Source organism: Shinella zoogloeoides (assembly GCF_003574625.1).
GTDB classification, from domain to species: Bacteria; Pseudomonadota; Alphaproteobacteria; order Rhizobiales; family Rhizobiaceae; genus Shinella; species Shinella zoogloeoides_A.
This window is the reverse complement of sequence record NZ_QNUJ01000006.1, coordinates 182421-207375: the sequence shown is the minus strand read 5'-3', so window position 1 is coordinate 207375 and position 24955 is coordinate 182421. Positions and strand designations below refer to the sequence as shown.

Genomic DNA, 24955 nt, shown 5'->3' with positions numbered 1-24955 from the left:
GAAGGCGTCGGCAATGCGGGCACTGACGGGGACTTCGCCGGAACGGAAGGAACGGACATGCGCGATTTTCGCGATGCCAAGGCCATGGCGAAAGCCATGCGGGAAACACTGGCCGCCCGCAATATCGAGATCAGCCACAGCGAAGCCCTCGAAATCGTCGCCCGCCAGTTCGGCGTGGAGACCTGGAACATCCTCTCCGCGAAGATCGAGGCGAAACCGCCGGAAGGCGGCATCGCCTTCGAGCAGGCGGTGCCCATCGTGCGCATCTTCGACGTGGCGAAGGCGCATGAATTCTACCTCGGCTTCCTCGGCTTTTCCGTCGACTGGGAGCACCGCTACGGCGAAAACTTCCCGCTCTACACGCAGGTCTCGCGCGGCGGGCTGCGGCTGCATCTTTCCGAACATGCCGGCGACGCCACGCCCGGCGGCAACATGGTCGTCTACATGGCGGGCATCCGCGCCTTCCAGAAGGAACTGATCGGCAAGGACTACCGCTACATGAAGCCGGGGCTGGAGGACGAGGGCTCACGGCTGGAGGTGACGGTGACCGACCCCTTCCAGAACCGCATCCGCTTCATGGAGTTGAAGGGGTAAAGATCCTTCTACCTCCCAGGGTCTTCCTGTAACGCCCCTGCTTCGCGGGGCCACCCCCTCTGCCTGCCGGCATCTCCCCCACAAGGGGGGAGAACGACAAAGGCTTGCTCACCGTTCCAGAAGGGATTGCCGACGGAGCGGCACTTTAAGTCCTTCCCCCTTGTGGGGAGGGATTTAGGGAGGGGGCTTCCTTGCGAGGGGCCTTCACGCCCGCCAGGCGATGACGCCTTTCAGCCGCTCATGCGTATCCGCCGCGAAGGGCATGACGAGCACCCGCGCCGGATCCACCGGACCGGGAAACGCCAGCGCGTTCCACGCCACCTTCTCGAAACCGAGCGGGCCGTAATAGGGCGGGTCGCCGACGAGGACCACGGCCTCCGAGCCCTTCCGCTTGGCTGCGGCGCAGGCGATGCGCAGCAGCTCCCGGCCGATGCCGCGGTTCTTGTGTGAGGGCCTGACGGCGAGCGGGCCGAGAAGATGCGCCTTCACCCCGCCGGCCATGACGGGCGTCATGCGCACAGAGGCGATGGTCTCCCCATCGTCGGTGCAGACGAAGGAGAGCGAAAGGTCGTGCGGCCCCTGCTCGCGGATGCGCGCAGCCGCGCGGACATGCCGGCCGGGGCCGAAGGCTTCCTCGTTGATCAGTTCGATGGCGGCGTCGTGGGAGGCATCTTCCGTCAGGTAGACGATATCGTGCTTGAGCATGTTCATGGATCAGGGAACCGGATACGAAGCTGTGGATGCGGGTGATCGCGCCGCCGCCGAAGGGGGCGCAGCGTGAGCATCAGCGTCGTCGTGGGGTTCCCGTATAGAACATGCGTCTCGTCTTCCTCGCCGGCCGGAGTGCCGGTGCTGGTCTGCGCGAATAGCAGAAATTTTCGCTCTGTCAAAGAGCAAAACGCACCGTTCACCAAAAGGCACCTATCCAGCCCGGCCCCATACGCTATCTATGAACGCAAGTTCAGGCCGCATCGGGCGGCAAAAGGAGACAATCATGGGCATGCTCGTTGACGGCGTCTGGCATGACGTCTGGTACGATACGAAATCGACGAAGGGCCATTTCCAGCGCTCCGTCTCGCAGTTCCGCAACTGGATCACGCCGGACGGCGCCCCCGGCCCGACGGGCGAAGGCGGCTTTGCGGCGGAAGCCGGCCGCTACCATCTCTATGTCTCGCTCGCCTGTCCCTGGGCGCACCGCACGCTGATCTTCCGCAAGCTGAAAAAGCTGGAAGACCTGATCACCGTCTCCGTCGTCGATCCGCTGATGCTGTCGAAGGGGTGGGAATTCAAGGGCGAGAACGGCGGCACGCTCGATCCGCTGTTCGGCGCGTCCGCGCTCTACGAAGTCTACCTCAAGGCCGATCCGCACTATTCCGGCCGCGTCACCGTGCCGGTCCTGTGGGACAAGAAGCAGAACCGCATGGTCTCGAACGAATCGGCCGAGATCATCCGCATGTTCAACTCCGCCTTCGACCGGATCACCGGCTCGCGCGAGGACTTCTACCCGGAGCCCCTCCGGGCCGAGATCGACGCGCTGAACGACAGCATCTACGACACGGTCAACAACGGCGTCTACAAGGCCGGCTTCGCGACGACGCAGGAGGCCTACGAGGGCAATGTCACGAAGCTCTTCGCCATGCTGGACAGCCTGGAAGAACGGCTTTCGACCAGGCGCTACCTCACCGGCGAGCGCATCACCGAGGCCGACTGGCGGCTCTTCACGACGCTGGTGCGCTTCGACCCGGTCTATGTCGGCCATTTCAAGTGTAACATCCGCCGCATCGCCGATTATCCGAACCTCTACGGATATCTGCGCGAACTCTACCAGGTGCCGGGCGTCGCCGACACGGTGAACATGCGCCACATCAAGGAGCACTATTACCGCAGCCACGTCACGATCAACCCGACGGGCGTGGTGCCGGTCGGCCCGCAGATCGACCTCGCCTCCCCGCATGGCCGCGAGCGGCTGAAGGCGGCCTGACCTACCAGAAATCCGCGAAGGGCGCCTTGCCGGCGATTTCAAGAAGCCGCCGGCGGGTGGCCGCGGTGGTCGCGGCCGGCAGGGCGTCGAGCGCGAAGAAGCCGGCCTCGACGATCTCCCGGTCCTTGAGGCGCGGCCCCGTCTGCGTGACACCGTCGCAACGGTAGAGCAGGACGTGATCGCGCTTGCTGGTCTGCCGGTTGAAATAGATGTGCAGGAGCTGCGGCGACGCGCCGATGACGAGGTTCCCCTCCTCGCGCATCTCCTTGGCCAGCGCCTCCAGCGCCGTCTCCCCCCGCTCGATGCCGCCGCCCGGCAGGTGCCAGCCGGGCACATAGCTGTGGCGTACGAGGAAGATGCGGCCGGCCTCGTCGAAGCAGGCCGCACGCACGCCCATCGTCATGCCGCGCGAGAGCGCGAAATAGACATGCAGCACGCGTGTCACGAGCTTCACGAACGGGCTTCTGGTCGGCGGGGCGTCGTCATTCATCGCCGCACTTCGCCGGAACCCTTCGGCCAAATCAAGGCTCATCGCCGCGAATGGCGAGGAATATCCACGCCTTGCGTTTCCCTAGGCCGGCTTATGCTCTAAGGAAGGGTATGTTCAGACTTGCCCATATATCGGACGTCCATCTCGGGCCGCTGCCGGCCCTCACCTTCCTGGAACTGTTCTCCAAGCGCATCACCGGTTTCGTGAACTGGCATCGCAACCGCCGCCGGCACCTCTTCACCAACACGCTGGACATCGTGCTCGAGGATATCGAGCGGCAGGCCCCCGATCATCTCGCCATCACCGGCGACCTCGTCAATCTCGCCTCTTCGCTGGAGATCGCCGCGGTGAAGCACTGGCTGCCGGAGGCCGGCGCGCCGGAAAACGTCTCGGTCGTGCCCGGCAACCACGACGCCTATGTGCGCGGCGCCTACGAGAAATCGACACGCGCCTGGTATCCCTACATGCGCGGCGACGCCGCCCCCGCCGAATGGCAGGAGGACACGCACGTCTTCCCGTATCTGCGCGTGCGCGGCCAGGTGGCGATTATCGGCTGTTCGACGGCTGTCGCCACCCCACCCTTTTCCGCCTCGGGCTATTTCGGCAGCCGGCAGGCGCGCGAGACGGTGAACATGCTGCGCGCGGCGGGCGAGGCCGGCCTCTTCCGCGTCGTGCTCATCCACCACCCGCCGATCCGCGGCGCGACGGCCTTCCACAAGCGCATGATCGGCATCCGCCGCTTCGCCGCGACCATCTCGACCGGCGGGGCGGAACTCGTCCTCCACGGCCATACCCATCTCAACACGGTGAACTGGCTGCCCGGCCAGACGAAGCCGGTTCCGGTCGTCGGCATCGCCTCGGCCTCGCAGGGGCCGGGCGGCCACAAGCCGCCGGCCGGCTACAACCTCTTCTCGATCTCGGGCGCGCCGGGCAACTGGACCATCGAGCGCGAGCGCTATGCCCTGACGCCGGACGGGCTGGCCCTGTCGCTTGCCGAGACGACGCGCTTTTGAAAAGCCGCGAATAAATCTCTCCCGTCATCCGTACTCCCTTTTCAGAGCGGCCCGCCCGAAAAGGCGGCATGAACGGCCGCTCCGGCACGGCCAGCGTCCGGCAAAAGGCCGATCAGGAGGGAACCGAGACATGCTCCGCCACACGATACTGCTTTCATTCTGCGCCGCCGTCTCGCTGACGGCGCTTTCGGCTGCCCGCGCCGCCGATTCCGACACGACCACGCCGCCCGCCGCCACCGAGACCACGACGACCTGCACGGACGGCAAGATCTGGAGCGACGAGAAGAAGGAATGCATCGCGCCGGAAGACCTGAAGCCGGCCGAGGGCACGGACGAAAAGACGCCGGAGGAGCAGAAGAAGAGCGAACGCCTGATCGACGACAAGCTCTATGAAGCCGCGCGCGAATTCGCCTATGCCGGCCAGTACGAAAATGCCCTGCGCGCGCTGCGCGCCGCCCACGACCAGGAGGATCCGCGCATCCTCAACTATCTCGGCTACAACACCCGCAAGCTCGGCAACATGCAACTCGGCATGAGCTACTACAGGCGGGCGCTGCAGAAGGACGAAAACTACATTCTCGCCCGTTCCTATATGGGCCAGGCCCTGATCGAACAGGGCGACATCGAGGGCGCCCGCGTCCAGCTCGTCGAGATCCGCGACCGCGGCGGCGAGAACACCTGGGCCTACCGCGCCCTGCTCCAGTCGCTGGGCGGCGAGCGCGCCAGCTACTGACCGCGCGTCAAACCCAGGAATAAACGTTGCGGAACGCGGGGAAACTGCGTTCCGGATTGCCGTTCATGCTTGCGGACCAAGGGAAGAATGTTTCATATCAGGCGGTCGCTGCCCGGCCGGGGGGCGAATAGAGTTTTGATCCCGAACGTTCCCTTGGAAAAGCAATGCGTCCGACGGCAGAATCGAATGAGTTCCGGCGAGAATTGGTCAATTTGCTGCCGAAGCTGCGCCGTTTCGCCATGACGCTGACGCGCAATGGCAGCGATGCAGACGACCTCGTGCAGGAAGCATGTGAGAGGGCCATCACGCGAAGCCATCTCTGGAACGGGGAAGGCCGGCTGGAAAGCTGGGTTTATGCCATGACGCGCAATCTCTGGGTGGACGAGATCCGCAAGCGAAAGGTCCGCACAGGGTCCGGCACTGTAGATGTTGCCGAGCAGGACAGCCTGCATGTCGACGCATCGGCCGACAAGGCGGTCTATGCCAAACAGTTGCACAAATTGATCATGACGATGCCGGAGGGCCTTTCGAGTGTCTTCCTGCTGGTGAATGTCGAAGGGCACAGCTACCGGGACGCGGCGGATATCCTCGGGATACCGATCGGCACGGTGATGAGCCGGCTCTCGGCGGCCCGCATCAGGCTCGCGGCCATGATCTCCGAACAGGCAGAAAGGAGGGCCTGATCGTGGAAAGCACACGGGGTCTCCCGCTCGAGGTTCGGTTGTCCGCCTATCTCGATGGCCAGTTGCCGGAGGAGGAAGTCGAGGAGATCAACGTCCTCCTCGCCGCCGACGACGAGGCCCGCGCCGTCTATGAGAAGCTCAAGCTCGGCAGCGAATTCGGCGCGCGCGCCTTCGACAGGATGCTGCAGGAGCCGATCCCGCTCGACCTCGTGCGCAACATCAAGGAAGCCGGCCGGAACGAGGAGGAAGCGCCGAAGCTCGGTTTTGTCGGCGCGCCAGTCGCCGCCGTGCCGGCAGGCCGCCGCAGCGCCTTCTGGCCGCAGGCGCTCGCCGCATCGCTGGTGATCTTCCTGTCCGGCGGCGCCGTCGGCTATTTGATCTCCGAACAGAAGCAGACCGCCTTCCAGGCCGCCAGCAACCAGTTCGCCCCGGCCCGCACCTGGCTCGACGACATCGCCGACTACCACCGCATCTATTCGCGCCAGGCGCGCCATCTGGTGGAAGTGCCGGCCAACGACGCGGCGCATATCGTGGAATGGCTCTCGGCCAGCACGGGCGTGAAGTTCCAGCTTCCCGACCTTTCGGCGGAAAAGCTGACCTTCGAGGGCGCCCGCCTGCTCGTCGCCGGCGGCAAGCCGACCGCGCAGCTCCTCTATCGGGACACCGACAACGAGGTCTTCGCCATCTGTTTCCTGCAAAGCGAGCCAATCGACGGCAAGACGTCGCTTGCCGAGAGCATGCGCAACGACATCGGCCTCGTCTCCTGGCAGAAGGGCAACGCTTCCTATGTCGTCGTCGGCCCCTCGGCCGACCCGAACCTGGAACGCATCGCCGAGGCGGTTTCCACGACCATCTAGAGCAATTCCAACAAAAGTGCGAAGCGGTTTTGCGTCCGGGATTGCGTAGAAATAAAGAGTTGGAGCGTTTTCGCGATTCGAAGAGAAGCGGAAATGCTCTAGGTGGGCCGCCTTTGGGGCCGCCGTCCTCACGACGATCGCAAGCCGACAAAAAGAGCCCGGTAGCAACGCTGCCGGGCTCTCGTCATTTCATGTGACCGGCCGATCAGCCGCGCGTCGCCAGCACCCGGTTGGCGGCGGAGACGATGGCTTCCAGCGAGGCGGTCACGATGTTCGTGTTGATGCCGACGCCGAAGAGCTTGCCGCCCGGATGCTCGACTTCGACATAGGCGATGGCCGCCGCGTTCGAGCCGTGCTGGAGCGAGTGCTCGGAATAGTCGGCGACGGACATGGGGATGCCGAGATAGATCGACAGCGCGTTGATGAAGCCGTCAATCGGGCCGGTGCCCCTGCCCTCGATGCGCTTCACCTCGCCGCCGTCGGTGATCTCGGCCGCGACGATGCGCGTGCCCTTCTGCTCGCCGTCGGGATAGGTATGATGGTCGACGAAACGCAGGCGCGTGCCCGGCTGCGTGACATAGCGCTGCATGAACTGCTCATGGATGCGCTTGGAGGGAAGCTCCACGCCTTCCTCGTCGGTGATGCGCTGGATCTCCTCGCGGAACTCCACCTGCAGGTTGCGCGGCAGGTTGATACCGTAGTCTTCCTGCAGGATATAGGCGATGCCGCCCTTGCCGGACTGCGAGTTGATGCGGATGATCGCCTCGTAGGAGCGGCCGACATCCTGCGGGTCGATCGGCAGGTAGGGCACTTCCCAGAGCGGCTTGTTGGCCTTCTTGATGGCCTTCATACCCTTGTTGATGGCGTCCTGGTGCGAGCCGGAGAAGGCCGTGTAGACCAGTTCGCCGACATAGGGGTGACGCTCCGGAATGACCATCTCGTTGGAATATTCGTAGACCGCCTTGATGCGCTCGATGTCGGAGCAGTCGAGCTTGGGATCGATGCCCTGCGTGTACATGTTGAGCGCCAGCGTGACGACGTCGACATTGCCCGTGCGCTCGCCGTTGCCGAAGAGCGTGCCTTCGACGCGGTCCGCGCCGGCCATCAGAGCCAGTTCCGTGGCGGCGATGCCGGTGCCGCGGTCGTTGTGCGGATGCAGCGAGATGATGACGTTCTCGCGGTTGTCGATGTTGCGGCACATCCACTCGATCTGGTCGGCATAGATGTTCGGCGTCGCCATCTCGACGGTGGAGGGCAGGTTGAGGATCAGCTTGTTGTCGGCCGTCGGCTTCACGATCTCGACGACGGCGTTGCAGATCTCCAGCGCCACTTCCAGCTCGGTGCCGGTGAAGCTCTCCGGCGAATATTCGAACCGGTAGCCGCCGCCGGCCCTGGCCGCCATGTCGGTGATCATCTTGGCCGCGTCGGTCGCGATCTGCTTGATGCCGGCCACGTCCTTTGCGAACACCACGCGGCGCTGCAATTCGCTGGTCGAGTTGTAGAAGTGGATGATCGGCCTATGCGCGCCTTCCAGCGCCTCGAAGGTGCGGGTGATCAGCTCCGGCCGGCACTGGACCAGCACCTGCAGCGAGACGTCGTCGGACACGTTGCCCTCCTCGACGCACCAGCGGGCGAAATCGAAGTCGGTCTGCGAGGCCGAGGGGAAGCCGATCTCGATTTCCTTGAAGCCCATGTCGAGCAGGAGCTGGAACATGCGGGCCTTGCGGTCGTGGCCCATCGGGTTGACCAGCGACTGATTGCCGTCGCGCAGGTCCACCGAACACCAGATCGGCGCCTCGGTGATCGTCTTGCCGGGCCAGGTGCGGTCCGGGATGCTGATCGTCGGATAGGCCTGATACTTGGTTGCTGCATCGGGCATGCCCTGCTTGGGCGTGTGGGTCTTCACAATCATCGCGTCTTCTCTTCGTCGTCCCGGCATTCGCGAAAGCGTCTTAGCGCAACGGTCGGCGCTTGGCGACGGCGAATGCTGGCCATGGGCGGCCAGAACCGGAATTAATGCATGGGGTGAAACGAGGAGCTATTGCCGGACGGGCTTTTCGGCCGCCGGGCGCTCCTCAGCGAACCCGGCAACCGCGCGTAAGGCCGAGAAGAAGAAGCGAGGAGAAGCCGCGCGAACGCTCGCGAACAGCTGCGCTGCCGCGGGAAACTCGTTCGATGATCTGTGCGCCGGTCTTCAACATGATGGGGCGCTTATAGCGGCGGGAAGGCCGCTGCGCAACCCACCAGACGAAAAAGCCCTCCGCAATGGGAGGGCTTCCTTTATTCAAGTGGCCGAAAAGCCTCAGATATCGCCCTGCGAGTTCACGATGCGCGAGACGAGGCCGTAGCCCTTGGCTTCCTCGGCGGAGAGCCAGTAGTCGCGGTCCGTGTCCTTGGCGATCTTTTCGATCGGCTGGCCGGTGGCGTCGGCGAAGATCTTGTTCAGGCGCTCGTTCATCTTGATGATCTCGCGGGCCTGGATCTCGATGTCCGATGCCATGCCGCGGGTGCCGCCCGACGGTTGGTGCAGCAGGAAGCGGGTGTTGGGCAGGCAAAGGCGCCGTTCCTTGGGCGCGGCGACATAGATCAGCGCGCCGGCCGAGGCGACCCAGCCCGTGCCGATCATCCACACCTTCGGCTTGATGAACTTGATCATGTCGTGGATCGAATCGCCCGATTCCACATGGCCGCCCGGCGAGTTGACGTAGATGCGGATGTCCTCGTCGCTGGCGGCGGCAAGCGCCACGAGCTGCGAGCAGACCTTCTGCGCCAGTTCCTGGTTGATCGGCCCGTAGATGAAGATCGAACGCGACTTGAAAAGGTTCGCTTCCGTTTCCTTGCCCAGGGGCAGTTCCGTCTTCTTGTCGTCTTCGTCGCTCATCCAAAGTCTCCGGATTGCTCGTCAATAGTCCTGTCGCTGTCAGATAATGCGACTCACCGGCCAAGACAATGCAACAAAACCGATACCCGGCGATAGAGCGCACCCGCGCCACCGCAAAACACGGTAAATGCCGGGCGACGGCTCATGACCCGCCTTCCTCGCAGGACGGCGGAAGCCCGCCGCCTCATCCTCGCCCGCGATACGGCTGCACGCCCTGGTCCGGCAGCCAGACGCCCTTGGGCGCTTCACCGGTCTGCCAGAACACATCAATCGGAATGCCACCGCGCGGATACCAGTAGGCGCCGATTCTCAGCCATTTCGGCTCCAGCAGCCCGACGAGCCGCTTGGCGATATCGATGGTGCAGTCCTCATGGAAGGCGCCATGGTTGCGGAAAGAATGCAGGTAGAGCTTCAGCGACTTCGATTCGACGAGCCAGCCGTCCGGAATGTAGTCGATGACGATATGCGCGAAGTCCGGTTGGCCGGTCATCGGGCAAAGCGAGGTGAATTCCGGCGCGGTGAAGCGCACCACGAAATCGGTGCCGGCATGGCTGCTCGGCACCTTTTCCAGAAGCGCGGCATCGGGATCGGCAGGAAGATCCACCTTCTGCCCGAGTTGCGACAATCCCGATACGTCCGTCCTGCTCATGATCCGACCCTTTCGATCCTGACCCTTACACCATGCGCCTTTTCCGTCTCGGGCTCCACATGGATGGCGATCTGGGCGCCCGGCTGCACGGCGCGGATGGCGTCCTCCAGCCGGTCGCAGATATCATGCGCCTGCCCGACGGGCATGGCCGCCGGCACGACGAGGTGGAAATCGACGAAGGTCGCCGATCCGGCCCGCCGGGTCTTCAGGTCGTGCACGCCAAGCGAGCCGGCCCCGTGCGCCGCGATGGCCGTCTGGATCGCCTCGGCCTCCCCCGGCTCCACCGCATGGTCCATCAGGCCATCGACCGAATGGGCGATGACCTTCCAGCCCTGGTAGAGGATGTTGAGCGCGACGAGGATCGCCAGCAGCGGATCGAGCACGGCATAGCCGGTCACGATGGCAAGGACGAGGCCGATCAGCACCCCGATTGAGGTAACGACATCCGACAGGATATGCTGCCCGTCCGCGGCCAGCGCCGGCGAGCGGTAGCGCCGGCCCGCGCGGATGAGCACATAGGCCCAGACGGCATTGATCACCCCCGCCGCGAAGTTGATGGCAAGGCCCACGACAGGCGCTTCCATCGACGCCGGCGCCATCACCGCCGGCACCGCCTCCATGACGATCAGCAGCGCCGCCACGACGATCAGCACGCCTTCCAGAACCGCCGAAAGATATTCCGCCTTGTGATGACCGAAGGGATGCGTCTTGTCCGCGGGCTTGGCCGCATAGGTGATGGCCGCGAAGGCGACGATGGCCGCCACCACGTTGACGCTCGATTCCAGCCCGTCCGAAAGCAGCGCCACCGACCCCGTCACCCACCAGGCGACGAGCTTCAGCCCCATCACGCCGAAGGCCAGCGGGATGCCCCAAAGCGCCAGCCGCTTGACCGTGTTGCCGTCCGTGTTTGCCATTCTGCTCTCCATGCGCATGCAACCGAGTTGCAAAAAGCCTGGCCCATCAACGCAAAACCGCGCGCACGGGGACGTGCACGCGGTTTTTCTCTCGGGGTTCGCTATGGACCAGGACGGCGGCTTTGTCAAAGCCCGCGCGGCTGGGCGCACAGGTTAAGGCTGCCCCTCACCTGCCTGCCGGCATCCTCTCCCCGTAAACGGGGCGAGGAGCGCTGGGCGCGCCGTTCTGCCCCTTCTCCCCGCCTGCGAGGAGAAGGTCCCGGCAGGGGGATGAGGGGCGGCCCTGCTACACTAGGCCGCCTTCACCCTCGCCTTCTTCGACAGATGCGCCACCACGTTCTCGATCATGCGCATGCCGGCATCCTGGCCGAGCGTCATGATCGATTCCGGGTGGAACTGAACGGCAGCCACCGGCTCGCTGGCATGCTCGATGCCCATGATCGTGCCGTCTTCACTCTCCGCCGTGATGATGAAATCACGCGGTAGCGTGGCCGGGTCGGCGAAGATCGAGTGGTAGCGGCCGACCGTCACCTCCTTGCCGAGGCCGGAGAAGACGATGCCCGGCTCCAGCACGCGGATGCGCGAGGGCTTGCCATGCATGGGGATGGCGAGCTGGCGCAACTCCCCGCCATAGGCCTCGGCCAGCGCCTGAAGGCCGAGGCAGACGCCAAAGATCGGCAAGCTGCGCGCGCGCGCCTTCCTGATCGTCGCCTTGCAGTCGAAGTCCTTCGGGTTGCCGGGGCCCGGCGACAGCACGACGAGGTCCGGCTTCACCCGGTCGAACACCTCTTCAGGAACCGGCGTGCGCACGGTCGTCACCTCCGCGCCGGTCTGGCGGAAATAGTTGGCGAGCGTGTGCACGAAGCTGTCCTCGTGGTCGACGAGCAGGATCTTCACCCCTGCCCCGACAGCCGCGACGTCGCGCTGGACCTTGGCGGAATTGCCGGACTTGGCGTCGCGGATGGCTGCGATCATGGCGGAGGCCTTCAGTTCGGTTTCGGCTTCTTCTTCTTCCGGGTTGGAATCGTAGAGCAGCGTCGCGCCGGCGCGCACTTCGGCAATGCCGCCCTTGATGCGGATGGTGCGCAGCGTCAGGCCCGTATTCATATCGCCGTTGAAGCCGACCATGCCGATCGCCCCACCATACCATGCCCGCGGGCTCTTCTCATGCGCCTCGATGAAGCGCATCGCCCAAAGCTTCGGCGCACCCGTAACGGTCACGGCCCAGGCATGCGAAAGGAAGCCGTCGAAGGCGTCCATGTCGTCGCGCAGGCGCCCCTCGATATGGTCGACCGTATGGATGAGGCGCGAATACATCTCGATCTGCCGGCGGCCGATGACCTTGACGGAGCCGGGCTCGCACACGCGGCTCTTGTCGTTGCGGTCGACGTCCGAGCACATGGTCAGCTCGGATTCGTCCTTCTTCGAGTTGAGCAGCTTCAGGATCTGTTCCGAGTCGGCAATCGGGTCGTCGCCGCGCTTGATCGTGCCGGAGATCGGGCAGGTCTCGATGCGCCGGCCCGACACGCGCACGAACATTTCCGGCGAGGCGCCGACAAGATATTCCTGGTTGCCGAGATTGATGAAGAAGGAATAGGGCGACGGGTTGATCGCCTTGAGGCGGCGGGAGATTTCCGAGGGCCTGCTCTCGCAGCGCTCGAAGAACTTCTGGCCCGGCACGACCTCGAAGAGATCGCCGCGCTTGAAGCTTTCCTTCGCCTTGACGACGAGCTCGGCATATTCGCCCGGCCGGTGATCGCCCTGCGGCGGGATGACGTCGGAGGTGCGGAACGGCTCGGCGGCGATCGCCTCGCCCTTGCCCTCGGTGGAAAGGCCGCCCTTGGCGAAATCGTAGCGGTCGATCCAGGCCTTGGCGGCATAGTGGTCGACGACGAGGATCTCGTCCGGCAGGAAGAGCACCATGTCGCGCTGGTCGTCCGGCCGCGTGAGCTTGAGGTCGATGGCGTCGAACTGGAAGGCGAGGTCGTAGCCGAAGGCGCCGTAGAGACCGAGGCTCGCATCCTCCGCCGAATGGAAGAGGTCGGTGACGGCGCGCAGCACGGTGAAGACCGTCGGCATCTTCGAGCGCTCTTCCTCGGTGAACACCCGGTCGGGCAGCTTCACGTCGAGATCGAGCCGGCTTGCCGTGCGCGCGCCGAGCGCCAGCTCCGGCACGCTCGCCAGGCGGTCGGCGATCAGCGACAGCAGCACCTCGCCGCGCGCATTGTAGGCCTCGATCCAGACGGAGCGGCCGAAGGAGGAGATGCCGAGCGGCGGATCGACCACGGCCGTGTCCCAGCGCGTATAGCGGCCCGGATATTCGTAGTTCGAGGAGAAGACCGCGCCACGCCGCTCGTCGAGCCTGTCGATATAGGCGGAGATCGCATTGGCATAATCCGCCGCACGGCGCCGCCGCGTGACGGTCACCCCGCCGCGCGTCTCATAGGCTTCGCCGCCGTCTTCCAGAATTTTCGTCGCCATTCCCAACTCCGTTTCGGCCCGGTCCTGCGAGGCGGCCGAACACAAAAAAGCCGCCTCGAATTTTCCGGGCGGCTTGTCGTCTCAATCACGCATGACTGGTCAAGGCCGCCTCAGCGAGCCCACCACCAGCCAGAAATGATGCGTGCGTTTGTCATGGGCGGAATTGTTAGCGCGAAGCATGACCCCGTGCAAGGGGCGTTGAGGATACAGGTTGGATATCTCTTCACAGGACCACACCATAAAACGTGAATTAAAAAATCATATTCAAACTTGACTCTTATAGGAAAGATTTAGTAGCCACATTTCAGCCAAAATCAAAACACCAAGGAGCTTCCATGCGCCGGTCCATCTCCCCGCGCGTACGTCTGTTGAGTGGATCAGCCGTCGTCCTCGCCCTCTATATCCCGGCAGCAGCATTTGCCCAGCAGACCAAGACTGAAGAGACCCAGCTTGAAGCGATTACGGTCGAAGGCAAGAAGCAAGGACGGGTGGAACAGTCGCCACTGACGCAAACGACGGAGCGGGCCAAACTCGACCAGCGTATGGTCAACGATTTCAAGGATTTCTCCCGCCGTGTCGATGCCGGCGTGAACTTCAATGAAGCGACCAAAAGCGTCAACATCCGCGGCCTTCAGGACAACCGTGTGCTCACCACCATCGACGGCATCCGCATGCCATGGCTGACCGATCCCCGCGACAGTGCGAGAGGCGGCGGGAATGCCTTCGATTTCGACAGCCTCTCGGCCGTCGATATCACCAAGGGCGCAGATTCCAGCAAATATGGGTCCGGTGCCCTGGGCGGCGTCGTACAACTTCGTACGCTCAATCCTGAAGACCTCATTGAAGAGGGGAAGTCGTTCGGTGCGTTGACCAAGAGCGGATACGACAGCTCGGACAATAGTTTCGGAGGCAACGCCGCTCTCGCTACCCGTTTTGACGATACCTGGTTCCTGATTCAGGGCGGCTACAAGAAGGGACACGAGGCGGACAATCTCGGCACGATCGGGGGATACGATGCAGCCCGCACCGAGCCCAATCCCTCGGACTTCACGCAGCAAAACCTTCTCGTCAAGCTGCACCAGTATCTTGAAGGCGGCCACCGCATCGGCTTCACCGGCGAGCTCTTCAACCGTGACGAAGACGTCGACAACATGCGCGGCACGACGTCGAGCTATCAGCAGGGCACCTTCAAGAGCGGCGAGGAAATCGATCGCAAGCGGCTATCGGGATCGTATGACTTCGAGTCCCCCGATGGGACCGATATCGTCGATAAGGCGAGTGTCAATGTCTACTGGCAGAAGGAAAGGCTCAACAACACTGTAGACGCCATCCGCAAAATGGATGGGCGCGCCTTTATCCCAGGGGCCGCAGCCCTTTATTACGGCCCTCCATACGGCATATACACACGCGACAACATGATTGAGCAGACCTCTTACGGCATTTCTGGAAACGCCGAGAAGGAGCTGCAGATCGGTGGCATCAGCAATGAATTCCGTTTCGGCGGTGAACTCTACTGGCAAAAGACCCATCAATATGCCGCAGGCGTCGACAATTGCCCGGATGTCGATTGGTCCACCATTCCGGAATTGATCATCGGCGGCGAAAGCATCGGCCCGCAGACCTGCCGAATGCTGCACACCAATTCCTCGGATATGCCTGATGTCGACAGTACCGTCGCGGGCTTCTTCGTGGAGGACGACATCAAGCTGCTCGACGACCGGTTGACCGTGACGCCCGGCGTCCGCTTCGACTGGTATAGCCACAAGCCGAAGTTGACGTCCGCTTTCGAAGATAGCCCCAATTACGATCCGGCTTATATGAAGAGCAAGGACGACTTCGGCATCTCGCCCAAGCTTCGCCTTGCATGGCAGGCCACAACAGAACTGGAACTCTTCACGCAATATGCACGCGGCTTCCGTGCCCCGACGGTGACGGAGCTTTACCAGAATTACGGTGCACCGGGCTCCTATGCGCGCCTCGGCAACCCGGACCTCGAAACGGAAACCAGCAACGGCTTCGAAGTGGGCGCGCGTTATGCCGGCGATGATTATAGCTGGTCGGCAACCGTCTTTAACAATTACTACCGCAACTTCATCGACACGGTGATGATCGCTCCGCCAGGCGGAGAATATCCGGTCGGCGGCGTCACGGGCTACGCCAACCGCAATAAGGTACAGATCTACGGCATCGAGCTCGGCGGCGAGTGGCGGTTCCGCGAAAATTGGCGGACCTGGGGCTCTTTCGCGTGGTCGCACGGCAAGGACACGGGAGAGGATGAATATCTCAATTCGGTTGCCCCGCTGCGGGCGATCGTCGGGCTTGGTTACTCCACCGAAACCTGGGGCTCGGATGTCTCCCTCAGCATGGCGGCGGCGCGTAACAAGGTCAGCTCTTCCGGCTTCAAGGCCCCCGGCTATGGTATCGTCGATGCGACCGTCTGGTGGCAGCCGGAAAAAATCGGCGATACGGACCTAGAAGGCCTTCGCGTTCAAGCTGGCGTCTTCAATGTCTTCAACAAGAAATACTGGAATGCTGTCGAAGTGCCGGACGGAACAGTGCTCGCAAGGCGGGACTTTTTCAGCGAACCTGGCAGAACCTTCAAGGTATCCATCAGCAAGAAGTTCTAGGAAGAACCGTATTTGGAACAGGAGAAGCCCGCTATATATGCGGGCTTCTACACCTTCATGCCTTTGAGTACAGGCGCGTAATAGCTGGTAGTTACCGCACAGGGCTGGCCGATCCGCGCAACCAAATCCGCTGCCGGGCGTTTCCCCGCTGATCTTTTCAGCGGGAGACAGCCCATTCTCACCCTTCGCCCCCTCGCCCTCATCGCCCTGCCCCTCATGCTCGCCAGCGCCGCCGACCTGCCGGAAAAGGGTCCGCTACCCGCTTCACGTCCCGAGCAGGCGCCCGTGGAAGAAAAGAAGGAGATCCCGGCGGTCGATGTGAAAACGGAGGCGGGGCGCAAGGCCGCCGAGGAAGCGGAGAAGGCCAGCGAGCGTCCGCACGAGGATGCGAGCGAAGAGGCGGCCTGCCGGAAGGCGTTGACGGAGATCGGCGTGGGCTTCGAGGAGGCGCCGGAGGTCGAGGACGGCAAGGCCTGCGGCATCGACAAGCCCGTCCTCCTCAAGCAGCTGCCGGGCGGCATCAAGGTCGAGCCGCAGGCGACGGTGCGCTGCGAGGCGGCGCTGCAGCTTGCCCGCTGGCTGGAGGGCTCGGTGAAGCCTTCGCTTCAGGCCGCCATGCCGCAGGAAACGATCACCGGCCTCTCCCAGGCCTCCGCCTATGTCTGCCGCAATCGCAACGGCGCGACGGAAGGCAGGATTTCCGAACATGCCTTCGGCAATGCCATCGATATCGCCGGCTTCACCTTCAAGAGCGGCAAGACCTTCACCATCCGCCCGGCGGACAAGGATTCCACGCTGGAAGGCGCCTTCCAGCGCGCGATCACCGAGGCGGCCTGCCTCTATTTCACGACGGTGCTCGACCCCGGCAGCGACGCGGCGCACCAGAACCACCTGCATCTCGACGTGAAGGAACGGCGCGGCGGCTACCGCTACTGCTGGTGATGAACCCCGGCGATATTTTCGGCGGCTCCTGAAAAGAGGCGCTCGCCGCTCCTATCTGTAGTGCGGCCCAGAGCCCGATATCCCGCCACGCAGAGGTTCCCTCATGTCGATCACGCCCTACGAACTCTCCATCCCCGCGTTCCAGCGCGGTTTCGCCGTCCTGTCCAAACTGCTCGACAAGGCCGAAGCCTTTGCGCAGGAGAAGAACATCAAGCCGGAAGTGCTGGTGAATGCGCGCCTTGCGCCGGACATGCTCTCGCTCGCAGGCCAGGTCCAGCGCATGAGCGATACGGCCAAGGGCGCCGCCGCGCGCCTCACCGGCACCGATGCGCCGAGCTTTGCGGACGACGAAACGACGCTATCCGACCTGCGCGCCCGCATCGAGAAGACCACGGCCTATCTCGCCTCCGTGCCGGAAGCCGCCTTCGAGGGCGCGGCCGAGCGCACCGTCGTCCTGAAGACGCGCGGCGGGGAACTCAGCTCCTCCGGCAAGGACTACCTCCTCACCTTCGTGCTTCCGAATTTCTACTTCCACCTGACGACCGCCTACGCGATCCTGCGCCACAACGGCGTTCCCGTCGGCAAGCTGGACTATCTCGGCCGTACGTAGCCGCGACGAGGGGCGCCCAAGGCGCCCCTTCCGCTTTCAGAAGAGGCCTTCGATATGGCCCTCTTCGTTGAGGAAGATCCTCTCCGACGACGGCACTTTCGGCAGGCCCGGCATGGTCATGATCTCGCCGGTGACGACCACGACGAAGCCGGCGCCCGCGGACAGGCGCACCTCGCGCACCGGCACGGTATGGCCGGTGGGCGCGCCGCGCAGGTTCGGGTCGGTCGAGAAGGAATATTGCGTCTTGGCCATGCAGACCGGCAGCCGGCCGTAGCCCTGCTGCTCCCACATATGGAGCTGAGCCCGCACGGTCTTGTCGGCGATTACCGCGTCGGCATGGTAGATGTCCTTGGCGATCGTCTCGATCTTCTCGAAAAGCGGCATCTCGTCCGGATAGAGCGGCGAGAATTGCGAATGGCCGGATTCGGCAAGCTCCACCACCTTGCGCGCCAGCTCTTCGATGCCGGCCGAGCCGAGCGCCCAGTGCCGGCAGAGGATCGCCTCGGCGCCGAGCGTTTCCACATAGGCCTGCACCGCGCGGATTTCCGCCTCGGTATCGGAGGTGAAATGGTTGATGGCGACCACGATGGGCACGCCGAACTTCTTCACGTTCTGCACATGCCGGCCGAGATTGGCGCAGCCTTTGCGTACCGCCTCCACATCCTCCCGGCCGAGATCGTCCTTCTTCACGCCGCCGTTCATCTTCATGGCGCGCACGGTCGCGACGATGACGGCGGCATCGGGCTTGAGCCCGGCCTTGCGGCACTTGATGTCGAAGAATTTCTCCGCCCCGAGATCGGCGCCGAAACCGGCCTCCGTCACCACATAGTCGGCAAGCTTCAGCGCCGTCGTGGTGGCGATGACGGAATTGCAGCCATGGGCGATGTTGGCGAAGGGCCCGCCATGCACGAAGGCCGGGTTGTTCTCCAGCGTCTGCACGAGGTTCGGCTGCATGGCGTCCTTGAGCAGCACCGTCATCGCCCCGTCCGCCTTGATGTCGCGGGCGAAGACCGGCGACTTGTCGCGCCGGTAGCCGATGATGATGTTGCCGAGCCGCCTTTCGAGGTCCCTGAGGTCCATCGACAGACAGAGGATCGCCATCACCTCCGAGGCGACGGTGATGTCGAAACCCGCCTCGCGCGGATAGCCGTTGGCGACGCCGCCGAGCGAGCAGACGATCTGGCGCAGCGCGCGGTCGTTCATGTCCATCACGCGCCGCCAGGCGATGCGGCGGGTATCGATGTTCTGCTCATTGCCCCAGTAGATGTGGTTGTCGATCAGCGCGGCGAGCAGGTTGTGCGCCGAGGTGATGGCGTGGAAATCGCCGGTGAAATGGAGGTTCATGTCCTCCATGGGCACCACCTGCGCGTAGCCGCCGCCGGCCGCTCCGCCCTTCACGCCGAAGCAGGGGCCGAGCGAAGCCTCGCGAATGCAGGTGATGGCCTTCCTGCCGATGCGGTTGAGCCCGTCGCCGAGGCCGACCGTGGTCGTCGTCTTGCCCTCGCCGGCCGGCGTCGGGTTGATGGCGGTGACGAGGATCAGCCTGCCGTCGGGCTTGCCCTTCTGCGCGGCGATGAAGCCGGCGGTGATCTTCGCCTTGTCGTGGCCGTAGGGCAGCAGCGCTTCCGGCGGGATACCAAGCTTCGCGCCGATCTCCAGGATAGGCTGCTTCTTCGCGGCGCGGGCGATTTCGATGTCGGATTTCACGTCGGCCATGCGGTGTGCTCCCCTCAGCATCGCTGCCGCAACCGGGTCTCCTCTCCCGGAGGCGGCATTCGGTCAATACGCAAAGGCGGCGGGGAATGCTGCTCGCAATCCCCGCGAAATCACTGCTGTCAGCGTGCCAGCACGTCGCGCATTTCCACAAGGTTCGAGCGCACGCGCAGGATATAGAAGCCCATAGTGGCAAGATGCGTCGGCATGATCCAGCCGTCTTCCTTGCCGTTCGAGATGATGGCCGGCTGGATCTTCAGCGCCGAGCGAAGCTGCGAGATCGTCGCCTTCCACAAGGGCTCGATGCCGCGCGCCTTGATGACCGCCTCGAAGTCGGCGCCGGAAGCCGAGAGGATGCCGTAATAACCGTAGAGCTGGCCATAGGCGAACCAGAAGCGGTCGTCCGCCCGCGTGTCGAACCAGCCGCCATTTTGGAATTCCGACTGCTTCCGAATAATGTCGGAAGTCGAGCCGATATCGTTGGTGATGCGGTCGAGGAATTCGATCAGGTTGTCGGAGCGGCCGTCGAAGATGGCGTCGCAGGCTTCGAGCGAGGCGTTGAACTTGCGCAGGTCCGCCATCGCCGTGCGATAGTAGTTCGGCGTCGGCGTCTTGGGCAGCAGCGAATCCGAGCCGAAATACCAGGTCTCCTCGTCGAACTGCAGGTTGCCGCGGGCGCGCTGGAGGTCGGCGTTGATGCCGGAGGTGCCGCGCACGCGGCCGAGCGCATCGACCAGTTCCACCGCCGTGCGCCGGACCGCCTGGTTGACGCCGCGCTGGAAGGACGCCTTGTTGTCGAACCACGGCGTCTTGTCCCAGTCGAGCCCGAAGAGCCCGAGCTTGTAGAGCAGCATGGAGGAGATCCAGGCGTTCTGGTTGACGTTGAAGTCGATGAGGTCGGCCGTCACGTCAACGATCGCCGAGCGCACGCAGGTCTTCGGCTCCGGCTCGGCAAGATCGCCCGCCGGCGGCGTGGCGGAGGCGGTGCCGCCGGTAGCGGTGCCCGCATCCTGCTTGCGCTGGCCGAGATTGTAGGCGTTCACATAGTCCGGGTTGAAGCCGCTCCACACCTGGGTCTGCCAGATGAAATAGGCATAGAAGGCGACAAGCACGACGAGTGCGATGCCGATCGGCCCCTTGATGATCCAGCCGCGGGCGCGATACCAGTTCGCCACCGTCATGAAGGGCCAGAGGATCCAGGCGATCACCATGCCGATGCCCCGACCGATGGCCGCGAAGATGCGCTGGAAGAAGGCGACGATCGGGTCAAGCATTGGGGTCGTCCTCTCTGATGCCGAAGAGTTTCCTGCGGAATGCAGCCTTGTCTTGCAGATAGGTTCGCGTCAACGTCGCAACAACGTATTCGCGGAACTTTTCGCTGTAGTGCTCGTAGGCGGAATAGAAGCCCTGCTTGTCGAAGACGAAGCGCGACACGAAGTCATGGGGAACCATCTGCGAAATCAGCCGGTTGACCAGCCATTGGTCCGGGTGGTCGGGCGCGGCGCGCACGAGGAGGAAGCGCCGGTCGGGCGCGACCTCGTCGATCTTGATCTCGCCGGTCGTCGCGACCGTCCGCATCGCCTCCTGCAGGAAGGGATAGGTGCCCTCCTCGGCCACCAGCGCGGCGTTGCGATGCATCCAGGTCTGCAGCCAGATGCGGTCGGCCTTTTCGAGGTCGGCGGTCGGGTCGCTCCGGTTGACGAGGCCGGCGACGGTCATGTCCGCCCTGTGCTGGAAGAGGCCCGAGGGCTCCACCCACGAGGCCCGCGGCAGCTCCAGTCGCTTGGTGGAGGCGAGGAAATCGAAGATGCGCCGGTGATCGTCGAGCGCGATGTAGCTCACCTGCCACGGCCGCGAGCGGCGGAAGCCGGGCACGCTGGGGTCGCAGATCACCGTCGTCGTCCTGTCGTCGAGGAAGACGAAGACCCCGCCGAAATGGTTCGCCCAATAGGCCTCGTGGCGGAAGACGAGCTGGTCCGGCACCAGCGCGTTCTGGCGGATGTCGCCGGTCTGCCTGGCAAGTTCCACCATGCGGTTCAGCATCGCGTCGTCCGCCCAGGCGTTGGGCACGGTCTTCAGCCGGTCGACGAGCCCGCGCAGCTCGGCCGCCTTGCCGAGCATGTCCTCAGCCGAGAGCACCCTGAAGCGCACCTCGTTGATCGAGAGCAGGTCGTCGATATCGTTGACGACGGAGACGGAATCCTCGATCTCGCCATAGAGCGCATCGCGGATGGTGATCGCGTTGATCGCCCTTGCATTGGCAGAGAAGAACTCGTGCATCAGCGCGGCCGTGTTGGAAAAGCTCGTATGCACCACCGGCAGGTTCACCTGGTCGGGCGTCATGATGACGAAGCGCCGGTTGACCCGGTTGGGATCGAGATAGTCCCGGTCGCCGAGCTCGTCGGCGATTTCCGGCGAAAAGCCGGTCATGTCGATGCGGAAGCTCGAAAGCCCGGTACGCCGCATCCCGAACCCGTCCAGCGCCTTGTTGTAGCGCTCGACCAGATGCGGCTCATCGACCGGCAGCAGCCGCCCGTAGATCAATTCGGCTTCGAGGAGGCGTTTCATGCGGGCGTCCTCACCACCGCCCCTCCGCCTTCATCGTCTCGATCTCGCGGACCGCCTTCTCGCGCTGGCGTTCGCGGCGGATGATGTCGGAGACGGCGGCGTCGTCGGATTTGTCGGTGTAGCGGAATTCCGAATCGGCGTAGCGGTTGATCTCCTGGAGCACCATTTCCATGGTGATCGGCCCGCGCAGCTCCTCGATCATCGCCTTCTTCTCGTCGTAGCTCCTGTGCATGAAGGCATCGGCCGTGGCGAACCAGTCGTCCGGCAGCTCCACGTCCATGGCGCGCATCTTGATCGCATCGGTGATGTTCTTGATGGCGCGGCCGGTGAAGCGCGGCTCGGCGACCTTGATGGCGTGCAGGTAACCGCCGATATCCTCCAGCGTGCGGATCGCGCCGTGCTCCTTCTCGTGGCGCTCCCAGACGGCGAGAAGCCCCTCTTCCTGCGGGCGCGCATGCTGGCCGTAGGAATTGGAGACGGCGCGCTGGATCTCCTGTCCTTCGAACAGCGTGTGCCCGCCGAGCGGGATCGAATGGTTCCGGCCGACGAGCAGCGCGAAGATGTCGATATAGTCGTCCTCGGTCTGCGGCCCGTCGACCAGCCAGCGGGCGCCGGCGCGCTGGCGCAGGGCATCGTCGACATTCTCGGGATAGTTGGAGAACATGCCGAAGGTGCAGTTGCCCCGCACCACGGTCGAGGCGCCGGCGAAGCTCTCCATCAGCACCGCCGTCACCTCGTGCTGGCCGGCCGAGGCGCGGTCGTCGGAGCGCTTGGCGGCGACCTGGTCGACGTCGTCGATGGTGCCGAAGCCGATCGCCTTCGGGTTCATGACGTTGTTGACGAATTCCTTGCAGTTCTGGCCGGACTTGCCCTGGTAGGACGAGATCTGGTCGACGCCGAAATTCTCGTAATGGAAGGCGTAGCCGGCAACCTGGCAATAGTCGTTGACGAGGCCGGCGAGCATCTGGATGAGGATGGTCTTGCCCGTGCCCGGCATGCCGTCGCCGATGAAGGTGAAGAGGAAGCCGCCGAGCTCGACGAACGGGTTCATCTGCCGTTCGAAATCGTAGGCCATCAGCATCTTGGCGAGCTTCATCGCCTGGTACTTGGCGATATGGTTGCCGATGATCTCGTTCGGCTTCTTGAAGGTCATGACCAGCGGCTTGCGCTTCTGGCCCGGCGCGACGTCGAAGCCGGACAGCGTGAAATCGTCCTGCTCGATGCGGATATGCGCGTTCTCGAAGCCGGCAAGGCCGGTGAAGCGGGCGCGGCGGCCGATCAGCCCTTCGATGGCAACGCGCGAGAAGGCGCGGGCGCGGCTGACGAGCGCCGCATCGTCCGGCGCGCCGGCAAGAGTGCGGTCGAGGCCGGCGACCATGCTTTTCAGCGCATCCTGCGGCGTGTCGAAGAGATAATCCGGCTCGCCGCCGTCCTCCACCGGCTCGCCCTCGCCCGGCAGCGTCGCGCCGAGATAGGCGGCGAAGGTGAAGGCGGCGATATAGGCGGAGGCCGCCAGCAGCGCCCGGAAATGATCGGCCTCGGCGCCGGCCAGCGGCGCGGCGAGATTGCGCGCCTGAAGCCCTTCCAGATCGGTCTGGCGGGAAAAGGCGTCCGTCACCGCCAGCGCCACCTGAAGCCCGCGGCGGGCGCGGAACAGCACGGCATGCTGCTGCGGCGAAAGGAGCGGATCGGCGGCGCGCACCGACTGGATTGTCCTTGCCAGCTCCACCTCGCGCGTGCGACGCGCGCCCGCGGTGGAGACGGTGGAGACGAAGCGGCGGCCAGTGCCGGCCAGCGCCGTGCCGTTCCTGCCGTCGTCGCTTTCGAGGATGACGAGTTTCGAAACGAGGCTCTGCGCCATCGCCTGGTGCTTGGCGATGTCGTCCTCGTGGATCGTCGTCAGTCCGGCATTGAGGCTCATCTCATCCCTCGGTGATTACCTGGTTTCCTGAAATCACATGCACCTTGTAGCTGCCGAAGATGCCCTGCGTCTCGCCGGCGGCATAGAGCGCCTGATAGGCATCGTGCGGCACGAGCGCATGTTTCTCGTAGGCGCTGACGCCCATGCGGGCGGCTTCGAGATCGTCGGTCTCGATGTGGAACTCCTCCTGCGCGGGCGTCGAGCTCCAGAAGCCCTTCTGCGCCGGGCGCTCGGCCTTGGAGAACACTTCTTGCACCGTCCAGGTCAGCAGCCAGGCATTTTCCGGCTTGCGCACCTTGGAGAGGATCTCGTTGACCTTCGCATTGTTCTCGGTGATGCCGGCCGAATAGAACGGTCCGAGCACGATACGGCGGAGCTGCTTGGGATGCAGCGCCGGGAAATCCCTGTCGAGATTGGTGGCGATCGTCACCGGCGTCAGAGAATAGGCGCTGTTCTTCAGCGCGAAATCGTCGAAGCGGCTGGCAAGGTCGGGATTGAGCAGGCCCCCGACGGGCAGCGGGATATCGACGTCCTGATTGAGCTTGCCGTCCTTGGTAACGAGCATGTCGACGACAGTGTCGCTCGAATCCTCGATGGTCGCCATATAGACCATCGGCAGCGTCGCGGTGCCGTCGAAGGCGCCCCAGCAGACGACGTAATAGGGCCGCATGGTCTTCGGATTGACGGCGACCCGGATCGTCTCCGGCAGCACGAAGGGCGAGAATATGTCGCCCTTGCCGATCTGCTCCAGATAGAGCCGCTCGGCCATGCGCGTCTGGAGGTCCGTCGGAAAGGCCTTCTGCCGCAGGATGAAATCGGCCATTTCCGAACGGAGCTGATCGGCATTCGGCATGGCGGCAAGGCGCTTTTCCGCCCCCTGCCGGTCGTTCTCCAGCTCCATCACGTTCTGGAAGACGGGAAAGCCGCTCTCGGCGCGCGACACGCGGAACTGCTGGACGAAGCCGATGCGGTTCTCCCAGCAGGCGAAGGACGCCCGCAGCCGGGCGAGATAGGGCATGACCACCTCGCCCACCACGCTGTTGCGGTAGAGCGGGGAATTCCGGTCGCCGAGGAAGATTTCGAGCCCGCCGAGGGCGGAGCGGATGGTGGAGAAATATTGCGCGACGGCGCTGTCGGCGGGGATGTTCATGGCAGTCTCCCGCTAGAGGCGGAGCGCGGCCCCTCATCCGGCCTACCGGCCACCTTCTCCCCGCAAGCGGGGCGAAGGGGATATGCCGCCCTCTTTTCCCCAAGCAAGAACCTTTCGCGGGGCACGTCCCCTCTCCCCGCCTGCGGGG

The 24955-nt window shown here is 64.0% G+C and carries 21 protein-coding genes; 9 read left to right on the top strand and 12 right to left on the bottom strand.

Annotated elements, in window-relative coordinates; all coding sequences use genetic code 11:
* Window positions 1–57 precede the first annotated feature (57 nt).
* Window positions 58–594: a glyoxalase superfamily protein gene (locus DSD28_RS13790; RefSeq protein ID WP_119257173.1), complete on the top strand. Its 537-nt coding sequence runs from the start codon at window positions 58–60 to the stop codon at window positions 592–594.
* A 204-nt stretch (window positions 595–798) separates the two neighbouring features.
* Here the strand turns inward: DSD28_RS13790 and DSD28_RS13785 are convergent, their stop codons facing one another.
* Window positions 799–1299, bottom strand: coding sequence for a GNAT family N-acetyltransferase (locus DSD28_RS13785; RefSeq protein ID WP_119257172.1), 501 nt, complete (start codon window positions 1297–1299; stop codon window positions 799–801).
* A gap of 289 nt (window positions 1300–1588) precedes the next feature.
* On the opposite strand from DSD28_RS13785, the gene DSD28_RS13780 reads away from it, so the two are divergent.
* Entirely contained in the window at window positions 1589–2575 is a 987-nt protein-coding gene (locus DSD28_RS13780; RefSeq protein ID WP_119256985.1) for a glutathione S-transferase family protein, read from the top strand.
* Between the two features lies 1 nt (window position 2576).
* Here the strand turns inward: DSD28_RS13780 and DSD28_RS13775 are convergent, their stop codons facing one another.
* On the bottom strand, window positions 2577–3065 hold the full coding sequence (locus DSD28_RS13775) for an NUDIX domain-containing protein (RefSeq protein WP_119256984.1): 489 nt from the start codon (window positions 3063–3065) through the stop codon (window positions 2577–2579).
* A 110-nt stretch (window positions 3066–3175) separates the two neighbouring features.
* Here DSD28_RS13775 and DSD28_RS13770 point away from each other — a divergent pair, with 110 nt between their 5' ends.
* The 4 genes from DSD28_RS13770 (at window position 3176) to DSD28_RS13755 (ending at window position 6351) form a co-directional block, all read left to right on the top strand.
* Window positions 3176–4078 (top strand): metallophosphoesterase family protein, encoded by a 903-nt coding sequence (locus DSD28_RS13770; protein ID WP_119256983.1) that lies wholly within the window; start codon window positions 3176–3178, stop codon window positions 4076–4078.
* 130 nt (window positions 4079–4208) lie between these two features.
* Window positions 4209–4811, top strand: a complete 603-nt coding sequence (locus DSD28_RS13765; protein ID WP_119256982.1) for a hypothetical protein — start codon at window positions 4209–4211, stop codon at window positions 4809–4811.
* A gap of 164 nt (window positions 4812–4975) precedes the next feature.
* Window positions 4976–5494, top strand: a complete 519-nt coding sequence (locus tag DSD28_RS13760; RefSeq protein WP_119256981.1) for an RNA polymerase sigma factor — start codon at window positions 4976–4978, stop codon at window positions 5492–5494.
* Window positions 5495–5496: 2 nt separating this feature from the next.
* Entirely contained in the window at window positions 5497–6351 is an 855-nt protein-coding gene (locus DSD28_RS13755; RefSeq protein WP_119256980.1) for an anti-sigma factor family protein, read from the top strand.
* A gap of 205 nt (window positions 6352–6556) precedes the next feature.
* Here the strand turns inward: DSD28_RS13755 and leuA are convergent, their stop codons facing one another.
* The 5 genes from leuA to DSD28_RS13730 all read right to left on the bottom strand — a co-directional run bounded on the left by leuA (window position 6557) and on the right by DSD28_RS13730 (window position 13276).
* Complete coding sequence (gene leuA, locus DSD28_RS13750) at window positions 6557–8263, bottom strand: 2-isopropylmalate synthase (RefSeq protein ID WP_119256979.1); 1707 nt, start codon at window positions 8261–8263, stop codon at window positions 6557–6559.
* Window positions 8264–8653: 390 nt separating this feature from the next.
* A complete protein-coding gene (locus DSD28_RS13745; RefSeq protein WP_119256978.1) occupies window positions 8654–9232 on the bottom strand; it encodes an ATP-dependent Clp protease proteolytic subunit in 579 nt (192 codons plus the stop codon).
* Between the two features lie 184 nt (window positions 9233–9416).
* Entirely contained in the window at window positions 9417–9881 is a 465-nt protein-coding gene (gene queF, locus DSD28_RS13740; RefSeq protein WP_119256977.1) for a preQ(1) synthase, read from the bottom strand.
* Window positions 9878–10795: a cation diffusion facilitator family transporter gene (locus DSD28_RS13735; protein ID WP_119256976.1), complete on the bottom strand. Its 918-nt coding sequence runs from the start codon at window positions 10793–10795 to the stop codon at window positions 9878–9880. Before DSD28_RS13735 ends, queF begins: the two co-directional genes overlap by 4 nt.
* 291 nt (window positions 10796–11086) lie before the next feature.
* Window positions 11087–13276 (bottom strand): anthranilate synthase, encoded by a 2190-nt coding sequence (locus tag DSD28_RS13730; protein WP_119256975.1) that lies wholly within the window; start codon window positions 13274–13276, stop codon window positions 11087–11089.
* Window positions 13277–13611: 335 nt separating this feature from the next.
* On the opposite strand from DSD28_RS13730, the gene DSD28_RS13725 reads away from it, so the two are divergent.
* The 3 genes from DSD28_RS13725 to DSD28_RS13715 all read left to right on the top strand — a co-directional run bounded on the left by DSD28_RS13725 (window position 13612) and on the right by DSD28_RS13715 (window position 17455).
* Window positions 13612–15903, top strand: coding sequence for a TonB-dependent hemoglobin/transferrin/lactoferrin family receptor (locus tag DSD28_RS13725; protein ID WP_119256974.1), 2292 nt, complete (start codon window positions 13612–13614; stop codon window positions 15901–15903).
* A 285-nt stretch (window positions 15904–16188) separates the two neighbouring features.
* Window positions 16189–16845, top strand: coding sequence for an extensin-like domain-containing protein (locus tag DSD28_RS13720; protein ID WP_348627921.1), 657 nt, complete (start codon window positions 16189–16191; stop codon window positions 16843–16845).
* Between the two features lie 103 nt (window positions 16846–16948).
* Entirely contained in the window at window positions 16949–17455 is a 507-nt protein-coding gene (locus DSD28_RS13715) for a DUF1993 domain-containing protein (protein WP_119256972.1), read from the top strand.
* Between the two features lie 36 nt (window positions 17456–17491).
* Here DSD28_RS13715 and DSD28_RS13710 read toward each other — a convergent pair whose 3' ends face one another.
* The 5 genes from DSD28_RS13710 to DSD28_RS13690 form a co-directional block, all read right to left on the bottom strand.
* Window positions 17492–19171 (bottom strand): formate--tetrahydrofolate ligase, encoded by a 1680-nt coding sequence (locus tag DSD28_RS13710; RefSeq protein WP_119256971.1) that lies wholly within the window; start codon window positions 19169–19171, stop codon window positions 17492–17494.
* A gap of 119 nt (window positions 19172–19290) precedes the next feature.
* Window positions 19291–20442, bottom strand: a complete 1152-nt coding sequence (locus tag DSD28_RS13705; protein ID WP_119256970.1) for a DUF2333 family protein — start codon at window positions 20440–20442, stop codon at window positions 19291–19293.
* Window positions 20435–21736, bottom strand: a complete 1302-nt coding sequence (locus tag DSD28_RS13700; protein ID WP_119256969.1) for a DUF6638 family protein — start codon at window positions 21734–21736, stop codon at window positions 20435–20437. Before DSD28_RS13700 ends, DSD28_RS13705 begins: the two co-directional genes overlap by 8 nt.
* Before the next feature lie 10 nt (window positions 21737–21746).
* Window positions 21747–23657, bottom strand: a complete 1911-nt coding sequence (locus DSD28_RS13695) for an AAA family ATPase (RefSeq protein WP_119256968.1) — start codon at window positions 23655–23657, stop codon at window positions 21747–21749.
* A 1-nt stretch (window position 23658) separates the two neighbouring features.
* Entirely contained in the window at window positions 23659–24807 is a 1149-nt protein-coding gene (locus DSD28_RS13690; protein ID WP_119256967.1) for a hypothetical protein, read from the bottom strand.
* Window positions 24808–24955 lie beyond the last annotated feature (148 nt).